General features: G+C 60.9%; 17 protein-coding genes. 10 read left to right on the forward strand and 7 right to left on the reverse strand.

The window, feature by feature from the left end; translation table 11 throughout:
* Positions 1-124: 124 nt before the first annotated feature.
* Positions 125-607: an Lrp/AsnC family transcriptional regulator gene (locus tag AC3WJU_RS11935; RefSeq protein WP_492259926.1), complete on the reverse strand. Its 483-nt coding sequence runs from the start codon at positions 605-607 to the stop codon at positions 125-127.
* Positions 608-1,045: 438 nt separating this feature from the next.
* On the opposite strand from AC3WJU_RS11935, the gene AC3WJU_RS11940 reads away from it, so the two are divergent.
* A complete protein-coding gene (locus AC3WJU_RS11940; RefSeq protein WP_492259927.1) occupies positions 1,046-2,377 on the forward strand; it encodes a flavin monoamine oxidase family protein in 1,332 nt (443 codons plus the stop codon).
* Positions 2,378-2,448: 71 nt separating this feature from the next.
* Positions 2,449-5,406 (forward strand): aminotransferase, encoded by a 2,958-nt coding sequence (locus tag AC3WJU_RS11945; RefSeq protein WP_492259928.1) that lies wholly within the window; start codon positions 2,449-2,451, stop codon positions 5,404-5,406.
* A 168-nt stretch (positions 5,407-5,574) separates the two neighbouring features.
* Here AC3WJU_RS11945 and AC3WJU_RS11950 read toward each other — a convergent pair whose 3' ends face one another.
* From AC3WJU_RS11950 to AC3WJU_RS11970, 5 genes are all read right to left on the reverse strand, one after another.
* Positions 5,575-6,771 carry an anhydro-N-acetylmuramic acid kinase gene (locus AC3WJU_RS11950; protein WP_492259929.1) on the reverse strand — a complete coding sequence of 399 codons (1,197 nt, stop codon included), beginning with the start codon at positions 6,769-6,771 and terminating at the stop codon, positions 5,575-5,577.
* Positions 6,772-6,799: 28 nt separating this feature from the next.
* Positions 6,800-8,122, reverse strand: coding sequence for an MFS transporter (locus AC3WJU_RS11955; RefSeq protein ID WP_492259930.1), 1,323 nt, complete (start codon positions 8,120-8,122; stop codon positions 6,800-6,802).
* Between the two features lie 87 nt (positions 8,123-8,209).
* A complete protein-coding gene (nagB, locus tag AC3WJU_RS11960) occupies positions 8,210-8,992 on the reverse strand; it encodes a glucosamine-6-phosphate deaminase (RefSeq protein ID WP_492259931.1) in 783 nt (260 codons plus the stop codon).
* A complete protein-coding gene (locus tag AC3WJU_RS11965) occupies positions 8,992-11,880 on the reverse strand; it encodes an FAD-binding and (Fe-S)-binding domain-containing protein (protein ID WP_492259932.1) in 2,889 nt (962 codons plus the stop codon). Before AC3WJU_RS11965 ends, nagB begins: the two co-directional genes overlap by 1 nt.
* Positions 11,881-11,941: 61 nt before the next feature.
* Entirely contained in the window at positions 11,942-12,874 is a 933-nt protein-coding gene (locus tag AC3WJU_RS11970) for an N-acetylmuramic acid 6-phosphate etherase (RefSeq protein ID WP_492259933.1), read from the reverse strand.
* Positions 12,875-13,043: 169 nt separating this feature from the next.
* On the opposite strand from AC3WJU_RS11970, the gene AC3WJU_RS11975 reads away from it, so the two are divergent.
* Complete coding sequence (locus tag AC3WJU_RS11975; protein ID WP_492259934.1) at positions 13,044-13,952, forward strand: MurR/RpiR family transcriptional regulator; 909 nt, start codon at positions 13,044-13,046, stop codon at positions 13,950-13,952.
* A gap of 153 nt (positions 13,953-14,105) precedes the next feature.
* On the opposite strand, the gene AC3WJU_RS11980 is transcribed toward AC3WJU_RS11975, so the two are convergent.
* Positions 14,106-14,720, reverse strand: a complete 615-nt coding sequence (locus AC3WJU_RS11980; RefSeq protein ID WP_492259935.1) for a TetR family transcriptional regulator — start codon at positions 14,718-14,720, stop codon at positions 14,106-14,108.
* Positions 14,721-14,969: 249 nt separating this feature from the next.
* On the opposite strand from AC3WJU_RS11980, the gene AC3WJU_RS11985 reads away from it, so the two are divergent.
* From AC3WJU_RS11985 to AC3WJU_RS12015, 7 genes are all read left to right on the forward strand, one after another.
* A complete protein-coding gene (locus AC3WJU_RS11985; protein ID WP_492259936.1) occupies positions 14,970-16,589 on the forward strand; it encodes an ABC transporter substrate-binding protein in 1,620 nt (539 codons plus the stop codon).
* 20 nt (positions 16,590-16,609) lie between these two features.
* Positions 16,610-17,557: an ABC transporter permease gene (locus tag AC3WJU_RS11990; protein WP_492259937.1), complete on the forward strand. Its 948-nt coding sequence runs from the start codon at positions 16,610-16,612 to the stop codon at positions 17,555-17,557.
* Complete coding sequence (locus tag AC3WJU_RS11995; protein WP_492259938.1) at positions 17,554-18,405, forward strand: ABC transporter permease; 852 nt, start codon at positions 17,554-17,556, stop codon at positions 18,403-18,405. The genes AC3WJU_RS11990 and AC3WJU_RS11995 overlap by 4 nt, the downstream gene beginning before the upstream one ends.
* A gap of 11 nt (positions 18,406-18,416) precedes the next feature.
* The gene (locus tag AC3WJU_RS12000; protein WP_492259939.1) at positions 18,417-19,421 is read left to right on the forward strand and encodes an ABC transporter ATP-binding protein; all 1,005 of its coding nucleotides are present in this window, start codon (positions 18,417-18,419) and stop codon (positions 19,419-19,421) included.
* Between the two features lie 78 nt (positions 19,422-19,499).
* Positions 19,500-20,240: an ABC transporter ATP-binding protein gene (locus AC3WJU_RS12005; RefSeq protein ID WP_492259940.1), complete on the forward strand. Its 741-nt coding sequence runs from the start codon at positions 19,500-19,502 to the stop codon at positions 20,238-20,240.
* Between the two features lie 168 nt (positions 20,241-20,408).
* The gene (locus AC3WJU_RS12010; RefSeq protein WP_492259941.1) at positions 20,409-22,109 is read left to right on the forward strand and encodes an amidohydrolase; all 1,701 of its coding nucleotides are present in this window, start codon (positions 20,409-20,411) and stop codon (positions 22,107-22,109) included.
* Positions 22,099-23,676: an amidohydrolase gene (locus tag AC3WJU_RS12015; RefSeq protein ID WP_492259942.1), complete on the forward strand. Its 1,578-nt coding sequence runs from the start codon at positions 22,099-22,101 to the stop codon at positions 23,674-23,676. The genes AC3WJU_RS12010 and AC3WJU_RS12015 overlap by 11 nt, the downstream gene beginning before the upstream one ends.
* The last annotated feature ends 1 nt before the right edge of the window (position 23,677 follow it).

Below are 23,677 nucleotides of genomic sequence, written 5' to 3' on the forward strand. Positions count from 1 at the left end.
AGAAATGGTGGTCACTGGTTGATATCGTCCGGGGATTTCACGGAAACGCACCGCTGCGAGCATGGACACTTTCGCGAATTTTCGCAGCTCTCCGACGGCCCCGGGCTAGGGATACCCTGAGGGTCTAAATTGCTCCCCACGCGAATCGCTGGGTATGTGTTCGGTAGTAGGTGAAGGTTTCAACCGCACGCACGCCAGGAATCGTGCGAATTCTGCGGTTGATGATTTCGTAGAGATCGTCAGGGTCGGTGGCGATGACCTCGACGAGCAGGTCGACGGAGCCGGCCGCCATGATCACGTAGATGACGGCATCCACTGTGCCGATGGCATCTGCTGCGGCGTCGATGTCCCCGTCGACCGTGATGGCGAGCATCGCCATGCTTCGGTATCCAAGCTTCAGCGGGTCGGTGACGCCGACGACCTGCAGAGTGCCGGTTTTCTGGAGGCGGAGGACGCGTGCACGTGCTGCGCCAGCGGATAAGCCTGTCGCCGCGCCCAGTTCTGCGTAGGCAAGACGCCCATCTCGTTGCAGCAGCGTGAGCAGCGTCCGATCGGTGTCGTCCAGAACGTGGCCGCGATCATTGCTGTCGATCGTGTCAGTCGTCATGGGTCCAGTATGGCCCATCGGGACCTAAAATGATGAAACCGTAGCGAAAGATGATATATACTGCCGAAAACTCAACAGGAGAGAGTTTTCGCAGATGAAACTTGCTCAGAACCCTTCTGCAGACCTTCACCGAGATCGACTCAACCGTGACCCGCGGAACACCGCTTTCACGTGCCTCAACGGGGAACGGTGGCGCCCGCTCCTGGACTCGACCGGCGCCCGGGCGACGCCGACGCTTTCCTCCGTTTGAGCGGACGTGTGGCCATCGCTGGTGACCACACCGGAACGGAACGATCGCTGTCTGGTGCCGTCGCCTCCGGATACCGGGCGGCATCAGCCATCGGAGCGCTCTCACATTGAGGACGTCAGAGTGACGCATGCACATGCATTTCGAAGACATATCAAACAAGGGACAGACATGAATTGTGAGAGGCACGAATGAGTGTGATCGATACGGTCGTGGTCGGAGCTGGCATTGCAGGCCTTACGGCGGCGCGCCTTCTACATCAAGCGGGACAAAAGGTGGTCGTCCTCGAGGCACGTGACAGAGTCGGGGGGCGAATCTGGACGGACCGTGACGCGGGCTTCTCTGTTGATCAGGGTGCCTCCTGGATACACGGCGTCGACGGGAACCCGCTGACTGACCTTGTAACGGCATTCAGCATCGAGACCGCCGAATTCACGGTAGGAAGCTTCCAACCTGACGGTCGCCCAATCGCGAACTACGACTCCGAGTTTCGGCTTCTGAAACCGGGCGAGGCGAGCGACCTGGCAAACAAGGTCCGTGCAGCAGACGATGAGGTGCGACGCGCCATAGCATCTTCCTCTCCGGGCGATACCTACCTGGACGTTACTGAACGCGCCTTGGACACCCTTTGCTGGTCTCCGGAAAGCACCCAAAGTGTGCGGGAGTTTTACGGCCATCGCACGGAAGAACAATGCGGAGCGGAAATTGAAAGGGTGGCGGCCGAAGGCCTCGACGAGGATGTCATCTTTGGTGAGGAAGTGATCTTCCCCGGCGGTTATGACCAACTCACGACAAACCTGGCTGGGGGACTTGACATCCGTTTCGGGCACCAAGTGACCGGAGTTGCATGGTCTGAGGCAGGCGTAAGAGTCACTACAGCCCGAGGCAACACAGAGGCCCGGTACGCGGTCATCACGGTGCCGCTGGGTGTCCTCAAGCGGAACTCAATCGACTTCAATCCGGAATTGCCTGACGTTGTCGTCAGTGCCATTGGGAGGGTCGGCATGGGAGTCTTCAACAAGGTTTTCCTGCAATTTCCGAAACGATTTTGGGAGGACGGGGTGTATGCCATCCGGCAATGGGGCCCGGCCGGATATCGCTGGCACACGTGGTACGACGTGTCGGTGGTCAGCGGTCGGCCAATGCTGCTCGCTTTCGCCGGTGGTCCGCGCGGCATCGAGACTGAAGCTATGACTGATGATGAGGTCGTCGCGTCGGCCGTTGGCGCGCTAAGAAACATCTACGGCGACGACGTCCCACCCGTGGTCAACTCTTGGATCACGCGCTGGGGGTCCGACCCCTATGCGCTGGGCTCATATTCGTATGTTGCGGTCGGGGCCACGCACAAGGACCACGACGCCATCGCTACGCCGGTGGGGAATGTTCTGCACCTCGCCGGGGAAGCTACCTGGAGCACTGAGCCCGCCACCGTGCATGGCGCCTTGTTGTCCGGTCATCGTGCTGCCGAGCGCATCCTGGGTCAAGTCGTCCCGCTGGAGGACCTCCATGCCGGGCTCGGCTGACCGAATGAGCCCGCGGAGTGCAACCATTCTGCCGGGCTGCACCAACCCCGCCTTAGGCTAAAGGTTTCTTCATGGACACTCCCGTTTTTCATAAGTCATTCGACTTCTTTTCGCATGGCGTACTTCCTGCGCCGCTGGTGACGGAAGATGAGGCCCAGCGTCTCGCTGAGTCGTTGACCGGCTCGGTACTGCGAGCCGCAACGCTCGGTAGTCAGCAGGACGCGAACTTCCTGTTGACCTCTCCGGAAGGCGAGATCCGGGGGGTACTCAAGGTCGCCAACCCGTCGTTTTCTTTATCGGAAATCGAGGCACAAACGCTCGCTGCTGAGCATCTAGCCGCGCGGTTGCCGCAAACTCGTTTTCCCGGCGTGATGAGAACTACCAAGAACGGTAGCTCACTGGATTCGGTGAACGCCCACGCGCGCGTTCTGGCCTACCTCGGAGGAGGAACGCTAACCGGCTCGCGGTACCTCCATCCGTCCGTCATATCTGCGTTGGGACGGATGGTTGCCAACATCAGCGTGGAGCTGAGGGACTTCCACCACGAAGGGGCCGTACGGGCGCTGCAATGGGACCTTCGAAATGCTAATCGTGTTCTCGGGCTCCTTGCTCCGGCGATTCCCGATGATCATCGACGAACCGTGGTTGAAGCGGTCCGACGGGAGGTGTGGCCGATTGTTCAAGGGCTCGCTAATGAGCTGCCGGAGCAGGTCGTCCACGGCGATATTACTGACGACAACGTCGTTTGCAGTGAGTCGGTCGAAGGGCTAAGGATCCCTGACGGCATCATCGATTTCGGAGACCTCTGCCGTAGCTGGGCAGTCAATGAACTTGCGGTCACCATTTCGTCCCTTCTTCATCACGACGGCGTAACTCCAATATCAGCTCTGGCTGCAATCAAGGAATTCGACTCCATCCGCTCACTTTCGGAAGCGGAGCTTGAGGCGCTGTGGCCACTGGTCCTTCTCCGGGGAGCCGTTCTGGTCGCCAGCGGAAACCATCAAGTCTTGGTGGACGGGGGCGTAAACGCCTACGCCGCCAGCGCGTTGGAGCGTGAATGGCGCATCTTGGAGTGCGCCTTGTCGGTACCACTTCGGGTGATGCAGTCGGCTATCCGAAACGCCGTGGGACGCGCTAATGCTGTGCCTACGCTGCCAAAAGGTCACGGACCGCTCGCGAATCTGGCAGCGTCGGCAGAGATTTCGACATTGAACTTGTCGGTTACGTCAGATGCCTTGGACGGCGGACTCTGGCTCGTGCCGGGGATGGAAGCCCAGCTGGCTAACGAAGCTCTTGTGAAGGGGGCCTCGGTTGTCGTTACGCACTTTGAGGAATTCCGGTTGACCAGGTCGGAACCCCTATCGACAGCCGCGCCCCGGACGGCTCCTACCGGCATCGATTTATGGTTCGACCAGGAAACCGAGATCGTCGCCCCTTGGGACGGTGAGGTGCTAATCCGTGACGGACGCTTGTTCTTGCAGGGCGAAGCGGCGGTACTTGTGCTGACGGGGCTGGCTGCGCGAGCAATCGAACAATGTGAAGGAAGAGTCCGCGCGGGAAGCGTCCTGTCGATGGCCAGTCCTCGAGAGCGGATTCATGTCACGGTCGTTACTGATTGGGTCTTTGGAGCAACGGATCTTCCGGATTTTGTCTCATCTGAAGAGGCACCTGCGTGGCGCAGCATCCTTGTGGATCCCACCGCATTGATTATCGGGGGAGACCCGCGTGGCGCAGTGCCGGGCACTTCCGAGGCAGACCTGCTGAGACGTCGGGACGCTGCCTTTGCCTCGGTACAAGAGCACTACTACAGCACCCCCCCTCAAATTGAGCGTGGCTGGCGCGAGCACATGCTCTCGGTGAGCGGGCGGAGCTACTTGGACATGATCAACAACGTTGCCGTTCTTGGTCACGGACATCTCGGCATGGCAGATGCCGTGGCGAAGCAGCTCAAACGCCTGAACACCAATTCGCGTTTCCACTACGAGTCGGTGGTCCGATTCGCGGAAGAATTGGCAGCCACCCTTCCGGATCCATTGGACACGGTCTTTCTGGTCAACTCCGGTTCTGAAGCCAACGATCTGGCCATCCGCATTGCAATGGCGGCCAGCGGGCACCGGGATGTCGCCGCTGTCGCTGAGGCTTACCACGGGTGGACCTACGCCGCAGACGCAGTCTCCACCTCCACTGCTGATAATCCCCACGCGCTGTCCACGCGGCCGGACTGGATTCATGTCCTGGACGCGCCTAATACCTACCGTGGCAGGCACCGCGGATCGGCGGCTGGCGCCTATGCAGGCAACGCCGTGGCGCGGATCGATGAGCTTGCATCGTCCGGCCACCCGTTGGCGGCGTTTATTTGCGAGCCCTACTACGGCAATGCAGGCGGAATGGCCCTCCCCGATGGTTATCTTCCAGCTGTCTACAAGGCTGTACGTCGCCATGGAGGCCTGGCTGTCGCCGACGAAGTTCAAGTCGGTTATGGCCGCCTCGGACAATGGTTCTGGGGATTCGAACAGCAAACCGTCGTCCCTGACATCGTGACCATTGCCAAGGCGATGGGCAATGGGCATCCCCTTGGTGCCGTCATCACGTCCAAAGCGGTGGCGGAGCGGTATCGGAGCAACGGATACTTCTTTTCCTCCGCCGGAGGAAGCCCCGTATCCAGCGTCGTCGGAAGCGAGGTCCTGGCCGAAATCCAGAACAAAGGCCTCATGAAGAACGCGCTCGAGGTTGGGTTGTACCTAAAAAAGCGGCTCGAAGCACTGATGGGCCGACATGACCTGATCGGCGCCGTCCACGGCTCGGGCCTCTACCTCGGGGTGGAACTCGTACGGGACCGGGTGACGTTGGAGCCGGCAACGGAGGAAGCGGTGAGGCTATGCGATCGGCTCCTGCAATTGGGCGTTATAGTCCAGCCCACCGGTGATCGACTCTGCGTGCTGAAGGTAAAGCCGCCTCTCATCCTGGATCGTGCTGGGGCAGATTTCTTCGTCAACGCCCTTGATCATGCACTGTCGTTTGGTTACTGACCGTCTTTCCCGTCGAGCAGGTGAGCGGCAGCGCACGGAGGTTGGCCGTGCCCGACGGCCGTTATTGTTTCTTCGGTGACTTCGATCCATACCGGGCTATCGGTTTGGTGGGGCGTAAGCACGGCGGAGGCGGCGATGATCATTGGATCCTCATGTTGCGCGGGCGATTCATTGGGATGTTGGGCGTCTCTCGGTTGTCCCCGCGATCCGGAGTGCTTTTGGCCGCCCCTGGGTCGGGGTCGGGATGTGAAGTCCGCCGGATCCCGGCGTGATGGAGCCGAGGATGCTCGCGTGCCTGGCGCCCGTGCAGCTGGGTACCGTGGCTGGAAGGTTATGAATCGACAAGTATCCGAGTACGGCGAAGGCACAGGCCTCTTTCATGGGAGATGGCATGCCCAGCTCGTCCGATCTGACCAGTTCAACGGCTCCCAGTTCGTCTTCCAAGGCCCGCATCAGGGTTGGGTTCAGGGTTCCTCCTCCGGATGCGACAACAGATGTTCCGCCTGCCGCGCGGACGGCGTCAGCGATGGTCCGGGCGGTAAGTCTGACGAGGGTGGCGATCACGTCTTCGGCTGCGAGCTCGTGCGTGCCGCTGTCCGCTAGCGCGGCATTGAGGTAGGGCAGATGGAATAGCTCTTTGCCGGTGGATTTGGGTGCCGGCTGGGAGTAATACGGATCTGCGAGCAGGCGGGTGAGTAGTTCTGTGTTGACGGTGCCGCGGGCGCCGAGTTCGCCGTTGTGGTCGTAGTGTTTTTGGCCGGCGGTCATGGACGTGACGGCGGCATCGATGAGGGCGTTGGCCGGCCCGGTGTCGAAGGCCGTCGGTTCGCCGGAGGCCACCGTGATGTTGGCGATCCCGCCCAGGTTCAGGGCCACCGGTGTTCCCGGCAGTCCGCGCAGCCACATCGTGTCAAACAGGCTGACGAGCGGTGCTCCCTGTCCGCCTGCTGCGACGTCGCGTGAGCGGAAGTTGGACACGACAGCACAGCCGGTTGCCTCCGCAATCCAGGCTGGCTCTCCGATCTGAAGGGTTCCATGGACCTTACCGGACTCGACCCAGTGGAAAACGGTCTGGCCATGTGAGGCGATGAGCTCGGCCTCGCCGTCGCACAGCTCGCGGTTGGCCCTAACAGCAAGTCGGGCAAATGCCTGTCCGATGCCCGTGTCGAGCCGGCAGATCTGCTCCATGGAGGTTGGTGCGGGCGGCATTTGCGCCGCCAATGCCGCCCGTAACTCCTCCGGGTAAGCCTCGCTCACAGTCCCCAAGGGAGTAAGCACCAAGGCATCTGCGTCCCTGGTGATGTCGACGGCGACGGCGTCGATCGCATCGTAGGACGTTCCGGACATCATGCCGATGATACGCATGGCACTCCTCCCTTTCCTTCTCGTTCAGTTAATCGCGCAGTGCGTTCTTGTGGGCGGAACCACGCAGCGTGGCCAACGCAAAGACGCTGACGATGCAGGTGGCCATCACGTAGTAGGCGGGGATGTCCTTGTTGCCGGTGGACGCGATGAGCCCGGTGATGATGAGTCCGGCGGATCCGGAGAACACGGCATTGGACAGCGAGTATGCGACTCCCAGACCGGTGTAGCGGACCGTGGTGGGGAACATTTCCGAGAGCATGGCGGGGCCGGGGCCCGCCATCATGCCCACGACGGCGCCGGCGATGAAGACACCGGACCCAAGCAGCCAGGGCGAGCTTGCCGGGTCCTGGAGGATCTTCAGGAGTGGCAGGGCCAGGACGGTGATGAGGATGGCGCCTGCCAGCATGACCGGCCGGCGGCCCCAGCGGTCGCTGAGCATGCCGCTGGGGATGATCGATACGGCGAAGCCTGCATTGGACAGCACTGTTGCAATCAGCGCTGCTTGGAAGGTGGCGTGAAGGCTTGTCTGAAGGTATGAGGGAAGGACCACGAGGAAGGTATAGCCTGCCGCCGACCAGCCCATGAGGCGTCCGATTCCGAGCAGGATCGCCTTGGCGGTTTCGGCCTTGCTGGGGTGCTGGATGACAACGCCGGGGGTGTGGCTTTTCTCTGCCGTCACCGTTCGCTGGAAGTTGGGTGTCTCTTCGAGTTTTAGCCGCAGGTAGAGGGCCACGAGGCCGAGGGGAAGGGCGAGCAGGAAGGGGATGCGCCAGCCCCAGTCGCCGAGGTCCGTTGCGGTCAGGACCGAGGACATCAGGGCCGCGACGCCGGCACCGGCCAGCAGGCCGAGAGCTACGGTGAAGGATTGCCATGAGCCGTAGCGTCCACGTTTCCCGGGGGGTGCGAACTCGGTCATGATGGCGACGGCGCCGCCGAATTCGCCCCCGGCGGAGAGCCCCTGAAGGATGCGCACGAGGGTCAGCAGGATAGGCGCCATGACGCCCAGAGTGGCGTAGTTGGGGAGAACACCGATGAGGGTTGTTGCCCCGGTCATGAGCAGCAGGACGATGATCAGCGTGGGGCGGCGGCCGATCCGATCACCGATCCGTCCGAAGATCGCGGCTCCGACGGGGCGGAAGAAGAAGGCAATGGCGAACGAGGCGTATGTCTTGATGAGAGCTTCTGTGGGTGACGCTCCCGTCGTGGTGAAGAAGTTGGCGGCGATGATGGTGGCGAAAGAACCGTAGATTGCGAATTCGTACCATTCGATGAAGTTGCCTACGGAGCCGGCGACGAGGGCGCGCCTGGCCTGCTTGGCAGGTGGTTGCTGGAGGAGTGTTGGGGTGCTCATGGTGTGTCCTTTTGTGTGGGTGTTGGTGGATGGTGCGTCGCTGGCGGCGGCGTCCGACGCTTCGATGCACCTTGTGTGGGGCGCTGTTTAGAGTCCTTGCCAGTGGGGCTTGTGCCGGAAGGAATGACGGTAGTAGTCGGCCAAGGCGAGCTTTGATGCCGCGGGCTCATCAAGCAGCACGGTCACGTGCGGGTGAAACTGAAGCACTGATGCCGGGCAAAGGGCGGTGACAGGCCCTTCAGCCAGCTCGTGGACTGCCCGGGCCTTGTTCGCGCCGGCGGCGGCAAGGAGGATGTGCTTGGCTTCCATGATGGTTCCCAGCCCCTGCGTCACTACGTGCCGGGGAACAGCATCAGGGCGGTCGAAGAACCGGGCGTTGTCACGCCGGGTTTGCTCTGTGAGCGTTTTGATCCGGGTGCGGGAGGCCAGGGAAGAGCCGGGTTCGTTGAAACCGATATGGCCGTCGGTGCCGATGCCAAGGATCTGCAAATCCACTCTCCCTGCGGCCCGGATCTTGTCCTCGTAGGCATTGCAGGCCCCGGGCACGTCAACGCCACTGCCGTCCGGACCGTGAACCATGGCTTCTGGAAAATCGACCTGCCCGGTGAATTCCCTGCGAATGACCTCTCGGTAGAGTTCCGGATGGTTGTCCGGGAGCCCCATGTATTCGTCCAGGGTGAACGCCTCGGCTTCGGCAAAGCTCAAGCTTCCGGAGAGGTGGCGGCGCGTCAGGTCCTGGTAGATCGGGAGCGGGGAGGACCCGGTGGCGAGTCCCAGGACCGCGTGCGGTTTGCGTGCAAGCAGGGATTCGATGACGTCTCCGGCCAGGCGGCCGATCCCGGCACTGTCCGGGAGTATGACGATCTCCATCAGAGGGTTCCTTTCTTTGGACTTGTGGCCTCATCCAGCAGCTCGAGGACGTGCCGGTACTGGTGGCCGGTGGCCTGGGTCATGCCCAATTCGCAGGTCCGGTTGGTTGATGCGTACGCCGAATAGAGGCGCTCATTGACTTCGGCGCCCTGGGTCGCTGTGGCGGAATCGGTCAGTTCGGGGTGCAGGAGGCCGCGGTCTCCGGCATAGGCGCAACACCCCCAGCTGGGAGGCACCATGACGTCCTCCGCCAGGGAGGCGGCAATGGCCGTGAGGTCTTCGTTGATGCCCAGCCGGGTGGATGAGCAGGTCGGGTGTATCGCCAGGCATTCCATGCGGTGGGAAACCTCAAGGTGCGGCATCAGCCGCTCGCGCGCGAACTGAACGGAGTCAACAAACCTGAGCCCGGAATACTCCGCAGGAACGTCCGGGGATGAAGCCGTGTCCCGCAAAGTCTCGAGCCCTTCAGTGCATGAGGAAGCATCACAGACCACGGGCAGCCGTCCATGATCGCTGGCTTCCCACAGGGCCGGAAGCACTTTGGCTCTCATGACACCGTATCCGGCGGTGAAGCCTTTGGACTTCCATGGCGTTCCGCAGCAAAGGTTCCCGATGCCTTCGGGAATGGCCAGTTCCAGGCCGGCACGGTCGGCGAGGTTCAGGAAGGCCTGGGTGACGCCGGTCCCGGTGCGTCCGCGGCCGTCGTCAACCGGGCCGAACATGGCGCCGATGCAGGCGGGGAAGTACACGGCGTCGGCGACTGATCCGGCCGGATCTCCCGTTCCGGCCTTTTCGCTGCCGGTTCGCTTGCGGCCTCCCTTGGGCAGGGCTGTGGCGTAGAGTGGTACGTTCTCAGCGCCGAGGAGCAGCCTTCCCGCGGCGGTGACGGCCTTTACCGCAGGTGCCGGCATCGCCTTGGCGGCGCTGAGGCCAAGGGAGCCGACGGCAGTGACCGCTCCCCAGTGCTTCGCGGCGACTGTCCAGCCCTTGTCCGCGACAGTGTTGTGGTTTTCTGCCCGGAGACGGCGCACCAAGTCACCGGTGTTAATGAGGACCGGGCACGCGTTCTGGCTCATCCCGTCCGCCGCGCAGGTCTGGACGCCATCGTACTCGTAATCCTTGCGCAACCGTTCGGCGAGTCCGTGGTCAGCCCGCTGTTCGGCGGCGGCAATTTCGCGGCGGATCACGATCCTTTGCCTGGGCGTCATGGTCAGGTCCTTGCTTGGACACACCGGTTCGCAGTAGCCGCACTCGACGCAGCGGTCCACTTCTTTTTCCACCACCGGCGCCGTCTTCAGGTGATCAAGGTATGAGCGTTGGTCATCCGACAGGACAACCCCGGGGTTCAGCAGCACCTTGGGGTCGATGAGCCGCTTGATGATTCCCATGATCTCGTAAAGTTCCGGCCCGTATTGGCGTGCAACGAAAGGTGCCATGATCCTGCCGGTGCCGTGTTCGGCCTTCAGCGTGCCTCCCTTGCCGAGGACAAGGTCCACCATGTCTTCCGTGAATGCCTCGTAGCGGTCAAGCTGGGAGGGGCCGTCGAAGCGCTCCGTGAGCATGAAATGGATGTTGCCGTCCTTGGCGTGGCCGAAGATGACACTGTCCTGGTACTGGTGCCGGTCAAAGAGGCCCAGCAGCTGTTCGCAGGTTTCCGCCAGTGCAGACACGGGAACGGCGATGTCCTCAAGGAGGGCGTTTGTTCCGGCCGGTCGGTTGCCTGCAACGGTGGTGTAGAGGCCCTTGCGGATATGCCACAGGGCTGACCGTTCCTTGGCGTCAGTGGAAAGCTCGAATGGGGCCGCCAGATCCAGGGAATCGAACAGGGCCTGGCTCCGTCGCAGCTTGTCGAGCAGTTCCTCCGGTGTTGGCGCCTGGTGCTCCACCAGGAGGGCTGCGTGGCGTTGGATCTCCAGCCGGGCCAGAGCGGCAGGTGTTCCTGTCTGACGCTGGGCCACACCCAATGAGGCGGCGTCCATCAGCTCCACCGTGGACAGGCCTGACGCGACCAGCTCGGGCAGGGTTGAGGCCGCCGCGTTGAGCGAGCAGAAGGTCATCAGCCCGGTGGCAGCGTAGGGCAGGGATTCGATGGTACGGAACGTTGCTTGGGCGATGAACCCGAGGGTCCCCTCGGAGCCGATCATGAGGTGTTCCAGGATCTTGGCTGGTGCCTCGAAGTCAAGGAAGGCGTTGAGCCCGTAGCCCATAGTGTTCTTCATGGAGAACTGATGCTCAATGGTGCGCACGGATGCAGGATTGATGCTGATCCTGCGGCGCAGCCGGATTAGCCCTTCATGCAGGTCCGGTTCCTTGGCGCGCAGGTGCTGGTCCGCCGCAGGGTCCGCGGTGTCGATCACGGTGCCGGACGGTAGGACGAACACCAAGGATTCCAGCGTGCGGTACGTGTTGAATTCGGTGCCGCACGACATGCCGGAGGAGTTGTTGGCCACGACTCCGCCAATGGTGCACGCGCCCTCGCTGGCGGGGTCCGGGCCAAGCTTGCGTCCATATTGGGCCAGCCGCGCATTCACGCTCCGCACGGTGGCGCCAGGCCCCACGCGGACCCGGGCGCCGCCGTCAAGAACTTCGACGGAACGGAAGTGCTTCCGCACGTCCACCAACAGGCTGTCCGTGACGGCCTGTCCGCTCAGCGACGTCCCGCCTGACCGGAAAACCAAGGGGAGGTCCGCCGAGGCAGCCGCCGCCATGATCCGTCCGACTTCGGCCGGATCCAGCGGCGCGACGACGGCCTGCGGTGACAACAGATAATGCGAGGCGTCGTGCGCCAATGCCAGACGGTCCAGATCCCGGACCGAGAAACCGGTAATGCCGCGGAACGCGGTGTATATGCCCTTCGAGGTCCCCTCCCGTCGCTGACTCTTACTCATCCAAGGCTGCTTTCCGGGCGTGATTGCGAAGTTGTCCATGTGTGGTTCCGACTGCGCGGGTTCAGTGCCGGCGAAGGGCTTCTGTGACGCACCGGACGTCACCGTTGGCCGACTCAAGCGCTTCGCGGGCGTCGGCGGGGGAAGCGCCGGTAAGCATAACGGCGAGAGCCACGTTCAGCGCACCGTCTGCGGACTCAAGTGCGCTGCGGCAGCTGTCTTCAGTGCCTCCGGTGGCCTCCATCAGGATCCTGACGGAGCGTGCCCGGAGTTTTTCGTTGGTGGCAACCATGGAAACCATCAGGTTTGACCAGGTCCTGCCGAGCCGGATCATCAGGGCGGTGGAGAATCCATTCAGCATGAGTTTTTGTGCCGTGCCGGCTTTAAGCCGGGTTGATCCGGCCAACGCCTCAGGACCAGTGTCCGCGGCAAGCACGAAATCGGCCAGTGGTCCGAGCTGCGGCGCTGTGGCGCAGGCAATAAGCGCTGTTGTGGCTCCGTTTTCTCGGCCGGCCGTCAACGCGCCGCCGACATACGGGGTCCGCCCGGATGCTGCAATACCGACGACGACGTCGCCGGAGCGGACATCCGAGGCGGCCTCGACGCCTGCTTCCCAGGAGTCTTCGACGTTTTCCACCGCCTGGGTCAGAGCCGCGGGGCCACCAGCGTGGTGTGCAATGACCACGCCTTCAGGAAGGTTGAACGTCGGTCTCAGTTCAGCGGCGTCAAGGACACCGAGTCGCCCCGATGTTCCAGCGCCGAAGTAGTGGACGCGGCCGCCGTTCCGGACGGATGCGGCGGCGGCCTCCACCAACTTGGCCATCTGCGGCAACGTGGCGCGAACCGCTGCCGGCGACAGTTGGTCTTCATCGTTGAGCGCTTCCAGAATCTCGATGGTCGTGCGCTGATCCAGATCGAGAGTACGAACATTCCGTGCCTCCGTGCTGATCTCGAGCCATGCCGAACTCTCGTGGCTGCGGTGCGGCTTCGTTCCCATCAATGTCCCTAACTGTCCGTCCTGTGACTTTCCTTACACCGAAGGTAGTGCCTCCATCGGATATATGTCAATCATTTACATAAAATCTCACTCTTGGGTAACATATATACATGGGTCTGTGGGCATGAACCCGGTACCTTGTTAGAGGAGTCAAGAGAAGGAGAATGGTGTGGAAGAGGCAGGAAACGCGGAATTATCACGAACTGTTCTGGTCAGGATCCGTTCAGCCCTTCCGTCGCTGCGGCCGTCCGAGCGCGCCATCGCCGACGTGGTCCTCGCCGCCCCCTCTCGAGTTGCCATGATGTCTATCGGAGAGCTCGCCGAACGATGCGGGACGTCGACTACCTCAGTCGTCCGCTTCTACAAGAAAATCGGTTACAGCGGATATTCCGATCTTCGCCTCGATCTGGCGCGGGAGACCACCCGCGAGAGTCTCGTCAACAACGTTCCGGCGGAGGTCTATGAAGACATCGACAAATCGGACTCCCTCCAGGACATAGTTTCCAAAATTGCCTTCAACGAGACGATGTCGATCGCTGACACTGCCCAACTGCTCGACATCCACAAACTGGCCGAGGCAGTCGCAGCGATCTCTGAGGCGCTGAAGACCGACATCTTCGGAGTCGGAGCCGGGGCGCTGGTCGGGCAGGACATGCAGCAGAAGCTGCACCGGATCGGCAAAGTATCGTTCAGCTGGTCAGAGGCGCACGCCGCGTGGACCTCCGCAGCACTTCTCGACTCCTCCTGCGCATCCGTTGCCATTTCGCACTCGGGAACGACAATGGACACCGTCGAATTCCTCAAACTCTCCAAAGAGGCCGGAGCAACCACCATCGCAATCACCAACCACGCCGAGTCCCCGCTGGGCCGTGCAGCCGACATTGTGCTCAGCACAGCAGCCCGAGAGACGCCCTTCCGGCCAGGGGCATTGGGCAGCCGCATAGCCCAGATGATGGTTATCGACTGTCTCTTTGTGGGCGTCGCACAGCGTTCATACGATTCCTCAATCTCGGCCCTGCGCAAGACACACGCAGCCATCCAGGGTCGGAGACTGCCCCAGGGAAATCCGCATGGATAGGCTCGCGCCAAGCGGGGCAGCCGGTTTTATCTCCCGCGCGCGGCCACTTCAACGCATCCATGGTGGGGGACTGGGGCCAAGCCGGAGGAGACGGATCCCGGCACTATCGATCGTATTATCGCGCTGATCGACACGATTAGATATTGACGGCGGCTAGGCCGCTGCTTGGGACCGAAGTCCTGCGAGCATGGCTTCAGCCATGGTTCGAGCGTCTTGTATGCGCTCTTGGGACAGATCAATATCCGTGATGAACATGTTTCCGATGGCCATGGTCAGCACGCCGTAGGCCGTCACCCGGCAATGCGTTTCGTCTGCATCCGGCTCGGCCGTCTGGAGTATTTCCATCATTGAGGAGTGCATCCCCAGGTACGCGCGGACGACAATGTCATGGATGGCAGGTATCGATCTGCCGGCGTCGATGAATGCGAACGCCGCCGGGTTTTCCTCGGTGGGTTCAGCGAACTCGCCGAAGAGGTAGTCCAAGGCTTCGGGCAGGCTCAGGCTGGGATCCAGGATCGGCGTTTCCTTGGGGGGTATCCCTGGGGCTTGTTCGTCCGCCCCGGGATCGCCAAAGAAGAAAGTTTGCGCGGCATCGGTTAGCAGCTCGTCGCGGTTGCCGGCAAAATGCCGCATGTGGCCCCGCGCCATGCCAGCAGCGTCCGCTATCCGCTCCAAGGTGGTACCCCCGACTCCATGCGCGGCCATGCACTGGACCGTCGCCGCGATGATCTGGCGACGGCGTTCGATGGCTACGGATCTGCGTCCCACTCAAGCCTCCATTCCTAGACAAGTTTGACTACAAATTACTCGCAGTCTCCTGCTCGGGCCGTAGTTGGCGTGAAACCCCATGAGCTGGTCCTGAGTTTACTGCTGCCAAGAGCTATCCATTTTCAGCCCGATAAGTACATGGTCAGTCTTGACTAAATAAAAAACAAGTCCCAGACTGTAAGGACGAGCGGCGCCTGTGAGGCCCGTCACCATCCCACCCGTAGTTCCCTGGAACGAAAAGGAACCCCTATGACTTTAGGTAGAGCCACTGCCGCGACAGCCGGCGCCGCTGCTGTCGCCCTCTTCCTCGCTGCCTGCGGCGGCGGTGGGGCTACCACTGCTGCCTTTGAACCGAAGATCACAACTGACGTGCCAGCGGCCAAGTCTCCGGTTGCGTCGATCACGTGGAATTTGCCCTACGGGGAGCCCGCCAGCCTGGATCCTGCCCTGTCTGCCTTGGAGTCAAACAGCACAATCGTGTCCAACCTGTGCGAGTCACTGCAGACGCAAACTCCTTCCGGCGAGGTCAAGCCGGGACTGGCTGAATCCATTGGTAAGACAGATGACCGAACCTACGTCATCAAGCTCCGCGCGGGAGTGACTTTCTGGGATGGGCAGCCGATGACCGCAGAGGATGTCGCTTACAGCATCAATAGGGTGCTCGATCCGGCTACTGGATCGTCGTGGGCGATGTGGGCGGGACCCGGCGCTACCGCCTCGGCTACGGGTGACAACGAAGTCACGGTGCGTTTGAAACAGCCGAGTTCGATGACGGCCTCCTTCTTTGCCACTCCGGCCTTTGCAGTCGTGGAAAAGGCGTATGCCGAGAAGGCAGGTGCCAACTTTGGTACTGCTGCCGGCGGGGTTATGTGTACAGGCCCATACAAGTTGGACAAGTGGTCGTCAGGGCAGAACGTTACCGTACTCAGGAACGATTCCTGGTGGAACTCAGCTGAAAAGCCATTGGTTCAAGCAGCGAAGTTCACCTTCACCACCGACTCGTCCGCTCAAATTGCTGCTCTTAGGGGTGGATCCGTTGACGGTTCCTTCTCTGTTCCGATTTCCGGATTCCAGAGCTTGAGTACTTCGGGGAACCTTCTTTTCAATAACAGCTACGGCACTGATTACCTTGCAGTCACCAATCTGCAAGGGGGTCTGGCCGACGTGAAGACCCGTGCCGCACTCCAAGCCGTTATTGACTACGCCGGTATAGCAAAGAGCATTTATCTCGGCGCGGCCGAACCCTTGCGGGCTTTGGTTCCACCGGCTACTTGGGGCTACTCCCAGGGCGTATTCCAAAGCGCATGGGACAAACTCCCGGCGGCCAACCAAGACCTGACCAAGGCTAAACAACTGCTCAGCGAGTCGAGCTATGCGAAGACCGAGATTGTGCTCGCCTACCCTGGTTCCACGGAGGAGCAATCCAAGGTGGCGACAGTTATCGCCGACAGCGCGAAGAGCATCGGGCTTAACGTACAACTGAAGCCGCTCCAGCAAGCAGACTACGCCGCGCTCTTCGGCGGCCCGCAAGCAAGAGCCGGAATCGACGCTTTTGTGTCCATCGGGTATCTCGATTTTCGCGAACCTGCGGAATACTACCAGTACTGGACGACCGGTAATTACTACAACTTTGCGAATTACTCGAATCCAAAGTACGACGCGGCGGTCAACGCAGCGCTCTCCGAGTTTGATGATGCAAAGCGTGCCGCCTCTGTCGCTGAGGCCCAAGCCATTCTGGCCAATGACCTGCCGGCGATTCCCTTGTTGACTGACCGTCTGAGCGTCTTTTACTCCGGCAAGCTGACCGGGCTGGTTCCGTCGCCGTCATACCTCTACGCGCCTTGGCTCGCAAGCCTTGGGGGCAAGTAGCGATGAAAAGAGGTCGCTCGATGACACGGTGGATCGTGTCCCGGCTGTCCGCGGGCATGGTGACGATGTTCGTGGCATCCTTCATCATTTATTCTTCGCTCAAGCTTGTGCCCGGCGATCCACTTGCGGCCCTCACATCAGGTGTCAAACTCAATCCTGAGCAGAGGGCGGCCCTGCGGGAAAAGTTGGGCCTTGACCAAGATCTACTCAGCGGGTTCGCGCAATGGCTTGGCGGGATCGCCAAGTTCGATTTTGGCCAGTCGCTGCTCTATTCAACACCGGTGACAGATCTTGTTGGTGCCCGCCTCCCGGCGACTGCGGTGCTTGTGAGCTATTCGGCGATCCTCGCTCTGGTTGTGGGGTTGGGCATCGCCATGGTTTCCGCTACCCGACCGGGAATCCTGGACCAGTTAGGGCTCATTATCACGAGTGCGTCGATTGCGACTCCGTCGTTTATTGTGGCACTTGTCCTCCTGGGCGTCTTCGCGGTCCAGCTCCGGCTGTTTCCGGCTACAGGCTCCGGCTCCGGGTTCGCGGACATGCTTTATCACCTCACTTTGCCCGCCATCACCCTCGCGATTGTGACTTTCGGTCTGCTGGCAAGGGTGGCACGGACTGCGTTCAAAAAAGAACTGAGAGCCGAGCACGTTGAAGTGGCCAGGAGCCGTGGCGTGCCCCCATGGGACATTATGCGCCGCCACGTGGTGAGGAACTCACTTGGACCGGTTGTAACGCTCGTCGCCCTGGTGCTCTCATACCTCTTTGTCGGAACGGCGGTGGTGGAGATTGCGTTTGGCGTCGAGGGTCTGGGTTCCTTGCTGGTGACCTCCATAGCGCGCCGTGATTTCCCCGTCGTCCAAGCTATTTCCCTGATGGCTGTTGCGTTGTTCGTCGTGACCAGCACGGTTACAGATCTCATCACACCCTTGATCGACCCACGGGTCCGCACCGTTGGAGGACTGTCATGACGGTTACCGCTCTCGCTGTCACCAGGGCCGGATGGGTTCGACGACGCCGCCCGCCTGTGCTGGTCGTCGCCGCCATCGTGACACTATCCATAGCGTCGTTGGTTGCGGTCTTGGCCCCGGTTCTTGCCCCATTCGATCCTGACCAGACGGACCTCCTGTCGGCACTTTCTTCCCCGTCCGCAACTCACCTTCTTGGCACCGACGGCATGGGGCGGGATACCCTGTCACGTCTCCAGCATGGAGCTCGCCTGAGCCTGTTGGCGCCACTTGCTGTAGCGGTGTTAACCATGGTGGTCGGGTCCGCATTGGGCTTGCTCGCGGCCCGTGTCGGCGGCCCGATCGATCTTGTCATTTCCCGCGGCATGGACATTGTGTATGCCTTCCCCACGCTACTGCTTGCCTTGTTGTCCGTAGCTATTTTCGGTCCTGGCTTGGTGGCTCCCATCTGTGCCCTGGCAATTGGATACGTCCCTTTTATGGGAAGAATTGTCCGATCGGCGGTCCTTCAAGAGCAGGTGCGGCCGTACGTGGGCAGCCACGCAGTGATGGGATTCAGTTCGATCTGGATCACCCTGCGCCATATCCTGCCCAACATTCTGCCGGTGCTTCTGGCGCAGGCCACCCTCGCCTTCGGTTATGCGATGCTCGACCTTGCTGCCTTGTCCTACCTTGGACTGGGTGTACAGCCTCCGGCAGCCGACTGGGGTTCGATGATCGCATTCAGCCAAAGCGCTGTCTTGCAGGGCAACCTCTGGAGCATTATCTTTCCCGGCGCGGCAGTCATTGTCACTGTGCTGTCGGTCAATGTCATCGGAGAGACCATCTCAGACAAGGTGAGCGGATCGTAGTGAAGCAAATAATGAAATCGGACCTCGCGCCGCTGTCTCACCCAGCAACTTCAGAGCCGTTGGTCATCCGCGGGCTGTCCATGGTGGTCGAAACTGACCAAGGTCCGCGGCCCTTGCTCGACGGGATCGACCTGCACGTCGGGCCGGGAGAGATTGTGGGCCTCGTGGGTGAGTCAGGGTCAGGTAAAAGCCTGACATCACGTGCGGCAATGGGCTTGTTTCCAAGCCGCACAAAGGTCTCGGGTTCAGTCACTGTTGATGGAATAGATGTTGCCGCGGCCAGCCGGGCTGATCTGCTAGAGGTCCGACGGCGGCGGGCGTCCATGATCTTTCAAGATCCACGCAGCTCAGTCAACGCGGTGCGCAGAGTCGGTGATTTTGTCACCGAAGGGCTCCGTGCCCAGGGCGTACGGAGCGGAGAGGCGGCAATTCGGGCAATTGAATTGCTCCGGGACGTGGGAATCCGTGATCCGGAAACTGCGATGCGCAAGTACCCGCACGAATTTTCGGGCGGCATGCTTCAGCGCATCGTCATTGCGGGCGCCTTGTCCACTGAACCGCGCCTTGTCTTAGCCGACGAGGCGACAACTGCATTGGACGTGACAACTCAAGCAGAGGTTGTCGCGCTGCTGAGGAAACTCCAGGCACGGACCGGCGCGGGCCTCTTGTTCGTCACCCATGACTTGGAGTTGGCAGCCGCTATGTGCGACCGCGCCTATGTAATGTATAGCGGTCGTGTGATCGAGACCGGACCAGCGCAGGGTCTGTTCAGCAATCCGCAGCACCCGTACACAATTGGTCTTTTGAATTCCAACCCCAAGCTGACGGGGGAGCGGATGTCCCTGACGCCGATTGCGGGAAGGCCCCGCGCCTTGGCAGAAGCACCTTCAGGCTGTGCGTTTCGGGACCGCTGTCCTCTGGCGGTACCTGAATGCGCCGACGACGTTCCCGCATTGTCGCGGCATGGATTGTCCACGGTCGCGTGCGTACGCCCCGGCGAAGCGAAAGCGGCTTAAATGGAAGAACATCTGACAGGCACCGGCGCCTTGCTTCAGGCACGGTCCCTGACCAAGAAATTCAAGGGATTCACGGCTGTGGACGATGTGTCGTTCAGCCTCTTCCGTGGCGGGTCGCTTGGAATCGTGGGTGAGTCGGGATCAGGTAAGTCGACCACGGCGCGGATGATCGTTGGTCTGGAAACGCCTACATCCGGAGAAGTGTTGCTTTCGGGCGCGGCTCAACGCGGTCGGCGTGAAACGGCACGTTACGTTCAAATGATCTTCCAGGATCCCTATCATTCCTTTGACCCGCGGCTCACAATTGGCCAGGCAATCGAAGAACCTCTGCGCTTGCACTTTGATTTGACTAAGGAGGAGCGGCGCCTGAAGGTCAGGCAACTTCTGGATCAAGTTGGACTCAGTTCGCGGCAGGCCGAAGCCCTTCCACGAACGCTGTCCGGTGGGCAAAGGCAGCGGGCTGCCATCGCCCGAGCGTTGGGCATTGCGCCTCAAATACTCGTGCTTGACGAGGCAGTGGCAGCCTTGGACGTCTCGATTCAAGCCCAGGTTCTGGTCCTTCTTGAGCAAATCCGGAAGGAGACGGGCATGGCTTACGTGTTTGTTAGCCATGACCTTGCCGTGGTCCGTTACGTCACCGAGCAGGTCATCGTGATGCGCAAAGGAAAGATAGTGGAACGAGGGCACACTGAAGAAGTCCTCGCTCATCCTCAACACCCCTATACCCGGCTACTGCTCGATTCCGTACCCCGTCAGGACTGGGACCTGGGCCGCCTCCGGCAAGACCGACTGCGACTTGAGGCCGCAGACTTGCTATAACAATGGGCGCCCTGTCCCCCCGGACGTGCCGGGCCCTTGGCAGGATCCATTCGCCCCGCTCCGAGCCCCAGGAGATCTGCGCAAATTTCTAGTCATTTTTGACTAATTAATGTCTCTCGCTATCCCGTTGGGACATGCCAACGGTGCAACAATGAACGGAGATCCACCATGGGAATGGTGCTGAAGAATGCAAATATCTACACCTCGGATGAGCACCAACCACGGGCTGAATTGATCGCTGTCGAAGGCGGCCTTATCACCTACGTCGGCGACCAGGCTTCCTTTGAGAACACGGACGGACTGGTGGAGTACGACCTCGGCGGGCGGGCGGTAGTTCCTGGGTTCATCGACTCTCACACGCACCCGAGCATGGTTTCACAGAGCCAGTGGCACGTTCGCCTGCCGTGGACCAGCAATGTCAGCGAGCTTCTGGAATTCATCGCCCAATACGCCGAGGACCATCCGCCGGAAGAAATGCCGTATCTCTACTTTGAGTACTACCCAACAGATGCCTTTACAGAGATGGCGCCGACCAAGGAACTTCTGGATTCCGCGGTTTCGGATCGTCCCGTTCTCTGCCAAAACTTCAGCGAGCACGAACACTGGGTGAACAGCAAGATGCTTCAACTCATGGAAGTCACCGGTGACACTCCGGATCCGGTCCCCGGATTGGAGATGTTCGTCCGTGACGAAAATGGTGAACCGACAGGACTTTTACGCGACTTCGTGCACCTGCACTTCCTTGAAAAGATGTTTGAAAATCTCGGCTGGACACCGCCGGAGCAACTAACCCCCGAAAGGGTCGCCGGCTTCTTTAGGTTCATGACTGAGCACGGCGTAACCTCTGTCTTTGAGGCGTTGGTAGAGGACGAGGAGATCTTCGAATCCGTCAACGACCTTGATAGCCGAGGCGAACTCAACATGTACTACGAAGGATCACTTCGCTTCCGCCACGCCGAGGATTTGCCTTATGTAATCGCCCGCCTCAAGGGGTGCCAGAAAAAATACGGTACCGAGCATATAAACATCAACACTCTTAAACTCTTTCTGGACGGCACCAACGAGACCGGCAACAGCGCCCTCCTCAGCCCATTGTGTGACCACTCAACGGGCGGAGAGCTGGGCGAGATCGGAATGGATGCGGATGAACTTCAGCAGTGCTTGGTTCTGTGCAACAGCGAAGAGGCGGATCTGCACATCCACGTGGTCGGTGATCGCGGCTTCAGGGTCGCATGCGACGCCGTCGAGGCAGCCCAGAACAGCGTGAGGGGAGCCGGCGGCACTTGGACAACCCAGGTCACGCTGGCGCACTGTGAGCTAATCGATCCGGAGGACATGTCCAGGCCCGCGGAACTGGGGATCGTCATCAATTGGACGGCTCACTGGTCGGGCGCCTACTTCGGGGTGGTCGCAAAGAAGCTTCTGGGAAGAGAGCGCTGGAACAGAATGTACCGTTTCAACGAGCTTGCCGACAGCGGCGCGTTGCTGACCTTCTCCAGCGACGTGGTCACGGCATACGAGCTACATCGCGGAAATCCGCTGTTCGGAATGCAAGTAGCGCATTCTCGAATCGACCCGGAATACCCGCTCGACGGGGACGCCCACCCGGGCAGCATGCGACCGGATGCGTCCGCCCGGATTTCAAGGGAACGGCTCCTTGAGGGCTATACGATCAACGGAGCAAAACAGCTGCGCCTGAACCACAAGATGGGGTCTTTGGAAGCTGGAAAGATCGCAAACTTCAGTGTCTTGGGCGAGGATCCGTTTACAGTAGACCCGGCCTCGATCAGCAATATAACGTTCGACGCCGTGGTCTTTGAAGGAGCCGTCGTGGCTGGCTCGCTGGGAGGGCGGGTCCATGCCAACTAATAACTTGAACCGAACAGCGTTCGTCGGCGGAAAAGTCTGGACGCCTGGATTCGCCGCGCCCCGGTCGCTCGACGTCATGGTTGAGGGTGAGAGAATCGCGGACGTCACGGTGGCAGGTGCTCTGGACACGCGGGCCGCGGACATCGTTGACCTGACCGGAAAGCTCCTGGTTCCGGGCTTCCAAGATGCGCACATCCACATGGGGATTGGCGGGCAGGATCTCCTGACTTGCGACCTCTCAGGCCTGGAGACCCCCGAAGAGGTCTACTCAGCGATAGCCCTCTACGCATCCAGACACCCTGGCCTTGCCTGGGTGACCGGAGGAGGGTGGAACAGGGACGTCTTCGACGGTCACGGACCAACGCGACAAAAGCTCGACGAACTCGTTGGTGGCCGGCCGGCAGTGTTCAGCCCGTATGACCGCCATGGTGCGTGGGTCAGCACCGCCGCCTTGACCGCGGCAGGTGTGCACAACGGCAGCCCGGACCCGTTGCACGGCTTCTTTCAACGCGACCACAACGGTGATTTGACCGGGATGGTTGAGGAGGAAGCCGTTGCTGTCGTGCGCCGGGTGATGCCCGAGCTCTCGACGCGGGACCGCATGAAGTTCATCCTCAAGGCTCAGGACCACGTGCTGCAAATGGGAATCACATCAGTCCAGGACGCCCTGGTGGGAGAAGGGCTTGGCATGCCGGATCAGCTAGAGGCGTACCGCGAAGTACTTAAGGACGGCAGTCTCCGGTTGCGCCTGACAACGGCACTCTGGTGGGACCAGGCCCGAGGACTGGAACAGATCCCTGAAATACAGCAACGGCGCAAGCAACTCGAGGACGCCGCTGAAGCGGACAGGGTCATCGCGGACACCGTGAAGATGATGGTGGACGGCTCGAACCTGCTATTCATGACCGCCGAGCAGATCCGCGAGGCGACGGTGGCCCTGGACGCGCTCGGATTCACTGTTCACTACCACTCCTTCGGCGACGGCACTACGCGCTGGATTCTAGATGCTATCGAGGCCGCTATCGAGGAAAATGGTCCGAAACCCCGCCGCCATCACATTGCACATTTGTTTGTCGTAGGGCCAACTGACTTTGAGAGATTCGCCAAGCTTGGCGTCACCGCAAATGTCCAGGGATTCTGGGCCGGTTCTTCGGTGCCGCACGACCACCTGCACCAATCCACGCTGATCGAACATCCGGAACGGTTCGAATACCCGCTGGGCCGCTTGCAGGCGGCCGGGGCTCGTCTGGCGGCAGGAAGTGACTGGCCTGTCACGACGCCGGATCCCCTCGCCTGTGTAGGCGCGGCCGGAGGGAACTCCCATTACCTGGACACCCGAAACATCTCGGAACTCGATCGCCTGGATCTGGCCGCAATGCTCACGGCGTACACCTCGGGCTCCGCCTTCGTCAATGGACGCGACGGCCGGACCGGGCGTATTGCCCGAGGATTGCTCGCAGACCTTGTTGTCCTGGACCGTGACATTTTTGAGGACGAACGGGCGCTCATTCAGGCCTCAGTTGTTGAGGTCTGGATTGGTGGTCACCGGGAATACTCACGTGCGTGAG

It is taken from the genome of Arthrobacter sp. FW306-1B-F12A (assembly GCF_058781865.1).

Excerpts from the sequence above, each read along its gene's own strand:
- AC3WJU_RS11950 (WP_492259929.1), bottom strand. The coding sequence starts at position 6,771 with ATGCGTATCATCGGCATGATGTCCGGAACGTCCTACGATGCGATCGAC.
- AC3WJU_RS12010 (WP_492259941.1), top strand. The coding sequence starts at position 20,409 with ATGGGAATGGTGCTGAAGAATGCAAATATCTACACCTCGGATGAGCAC.
- AC3WJU_RS11970 (WP_492259933.1), bottom strand. The coding sequence starts at position 12,874 with ATGGGAACGAAGCCGCACCGCAGCCACGAGAGTTCGGCATGGCTCGAG.
- AC3WJU_RS11940 (WP_492259927.1), top strand. The coding sequence starts at position 1,046 with ATGAGTGTGATCGATACGGTCGTGGTCGGAGCTGGCATTGCAGGCCTT.
- AC3WJU_RS11945 (WP_492259928.1), top strand. The coding sequence starts at position 2,449 with ATGGACACTCCCGTTTTTCATAAGTCATTCGACTTCTTTTCGCATGGC.
- nagB (WP_492259931.1), bottom strand. The coding sequence starts at position 8,992 with ATGGAGATCGTCATACTCCCGGACAGTGCCGGGATCGGCCGCCTGGCC.
- AC3WJU_RS11985 (WP_492259936.1), top strand. The coding sequence starts at position 14,970 with ATGACTTTAGGTAGAGCCACTGCCGCGACAGCCGGCGCCGCTGCTGTC.
- AC3WJU_RS11935 (WP_492259926.1), bottom strand. The coding sequence starts at position 607 with ATGACGACTGACACGATCGACAGCAATGATCGCGGCCACGTTCTGGAC.
- AC3WJU_RS12000 (WP_492259939.1), top strand. The coding sequence starts at position 18,417 with ATGAAATCGGACCTCGCGCCGCTGTCTCACCCAGCAACTTCAGAGCCG.
- AC3WJU_RS11995 (WP_492259938.1), top strand. The coding sequence starts at position 17,554 with ATGACGGTTACCGCTCTCGCTGTCACCAGGGCCGGATGGGTTCGACGA.
- AC3WJU_RS12015 (WP_492259942.1), top strand. The coding sequence starts at position 22,099 with ATGCCAACTAATAACTTGAACCGAACAGCGTTCGTCGGCGGAAAAGTC.
- AC3WJU_RS11955 (WP_492259930.1), bottom strand. The coding sequence starts at position 8,122 with ATGAGCACCCCAACACTCCTCCAGCAACCACCTGCCAAGCAGGCCAGG.
- AC3WJU_RS11990 (WP_492259937.1), top strand. The coding sequence starts at position 16,610 with ATGACACGGTGGATCGTGTCCCGGCTGTCCGCGGGCATGGTGACGATG.
- AC3WJU_RS11965 (WP_492259932.1), bottom strand. The coding sequence starts at position 11,880 with ATGAGTAAGAGTCAGCGACGGGAGGGGACCTCGAAGGGCATATACACC.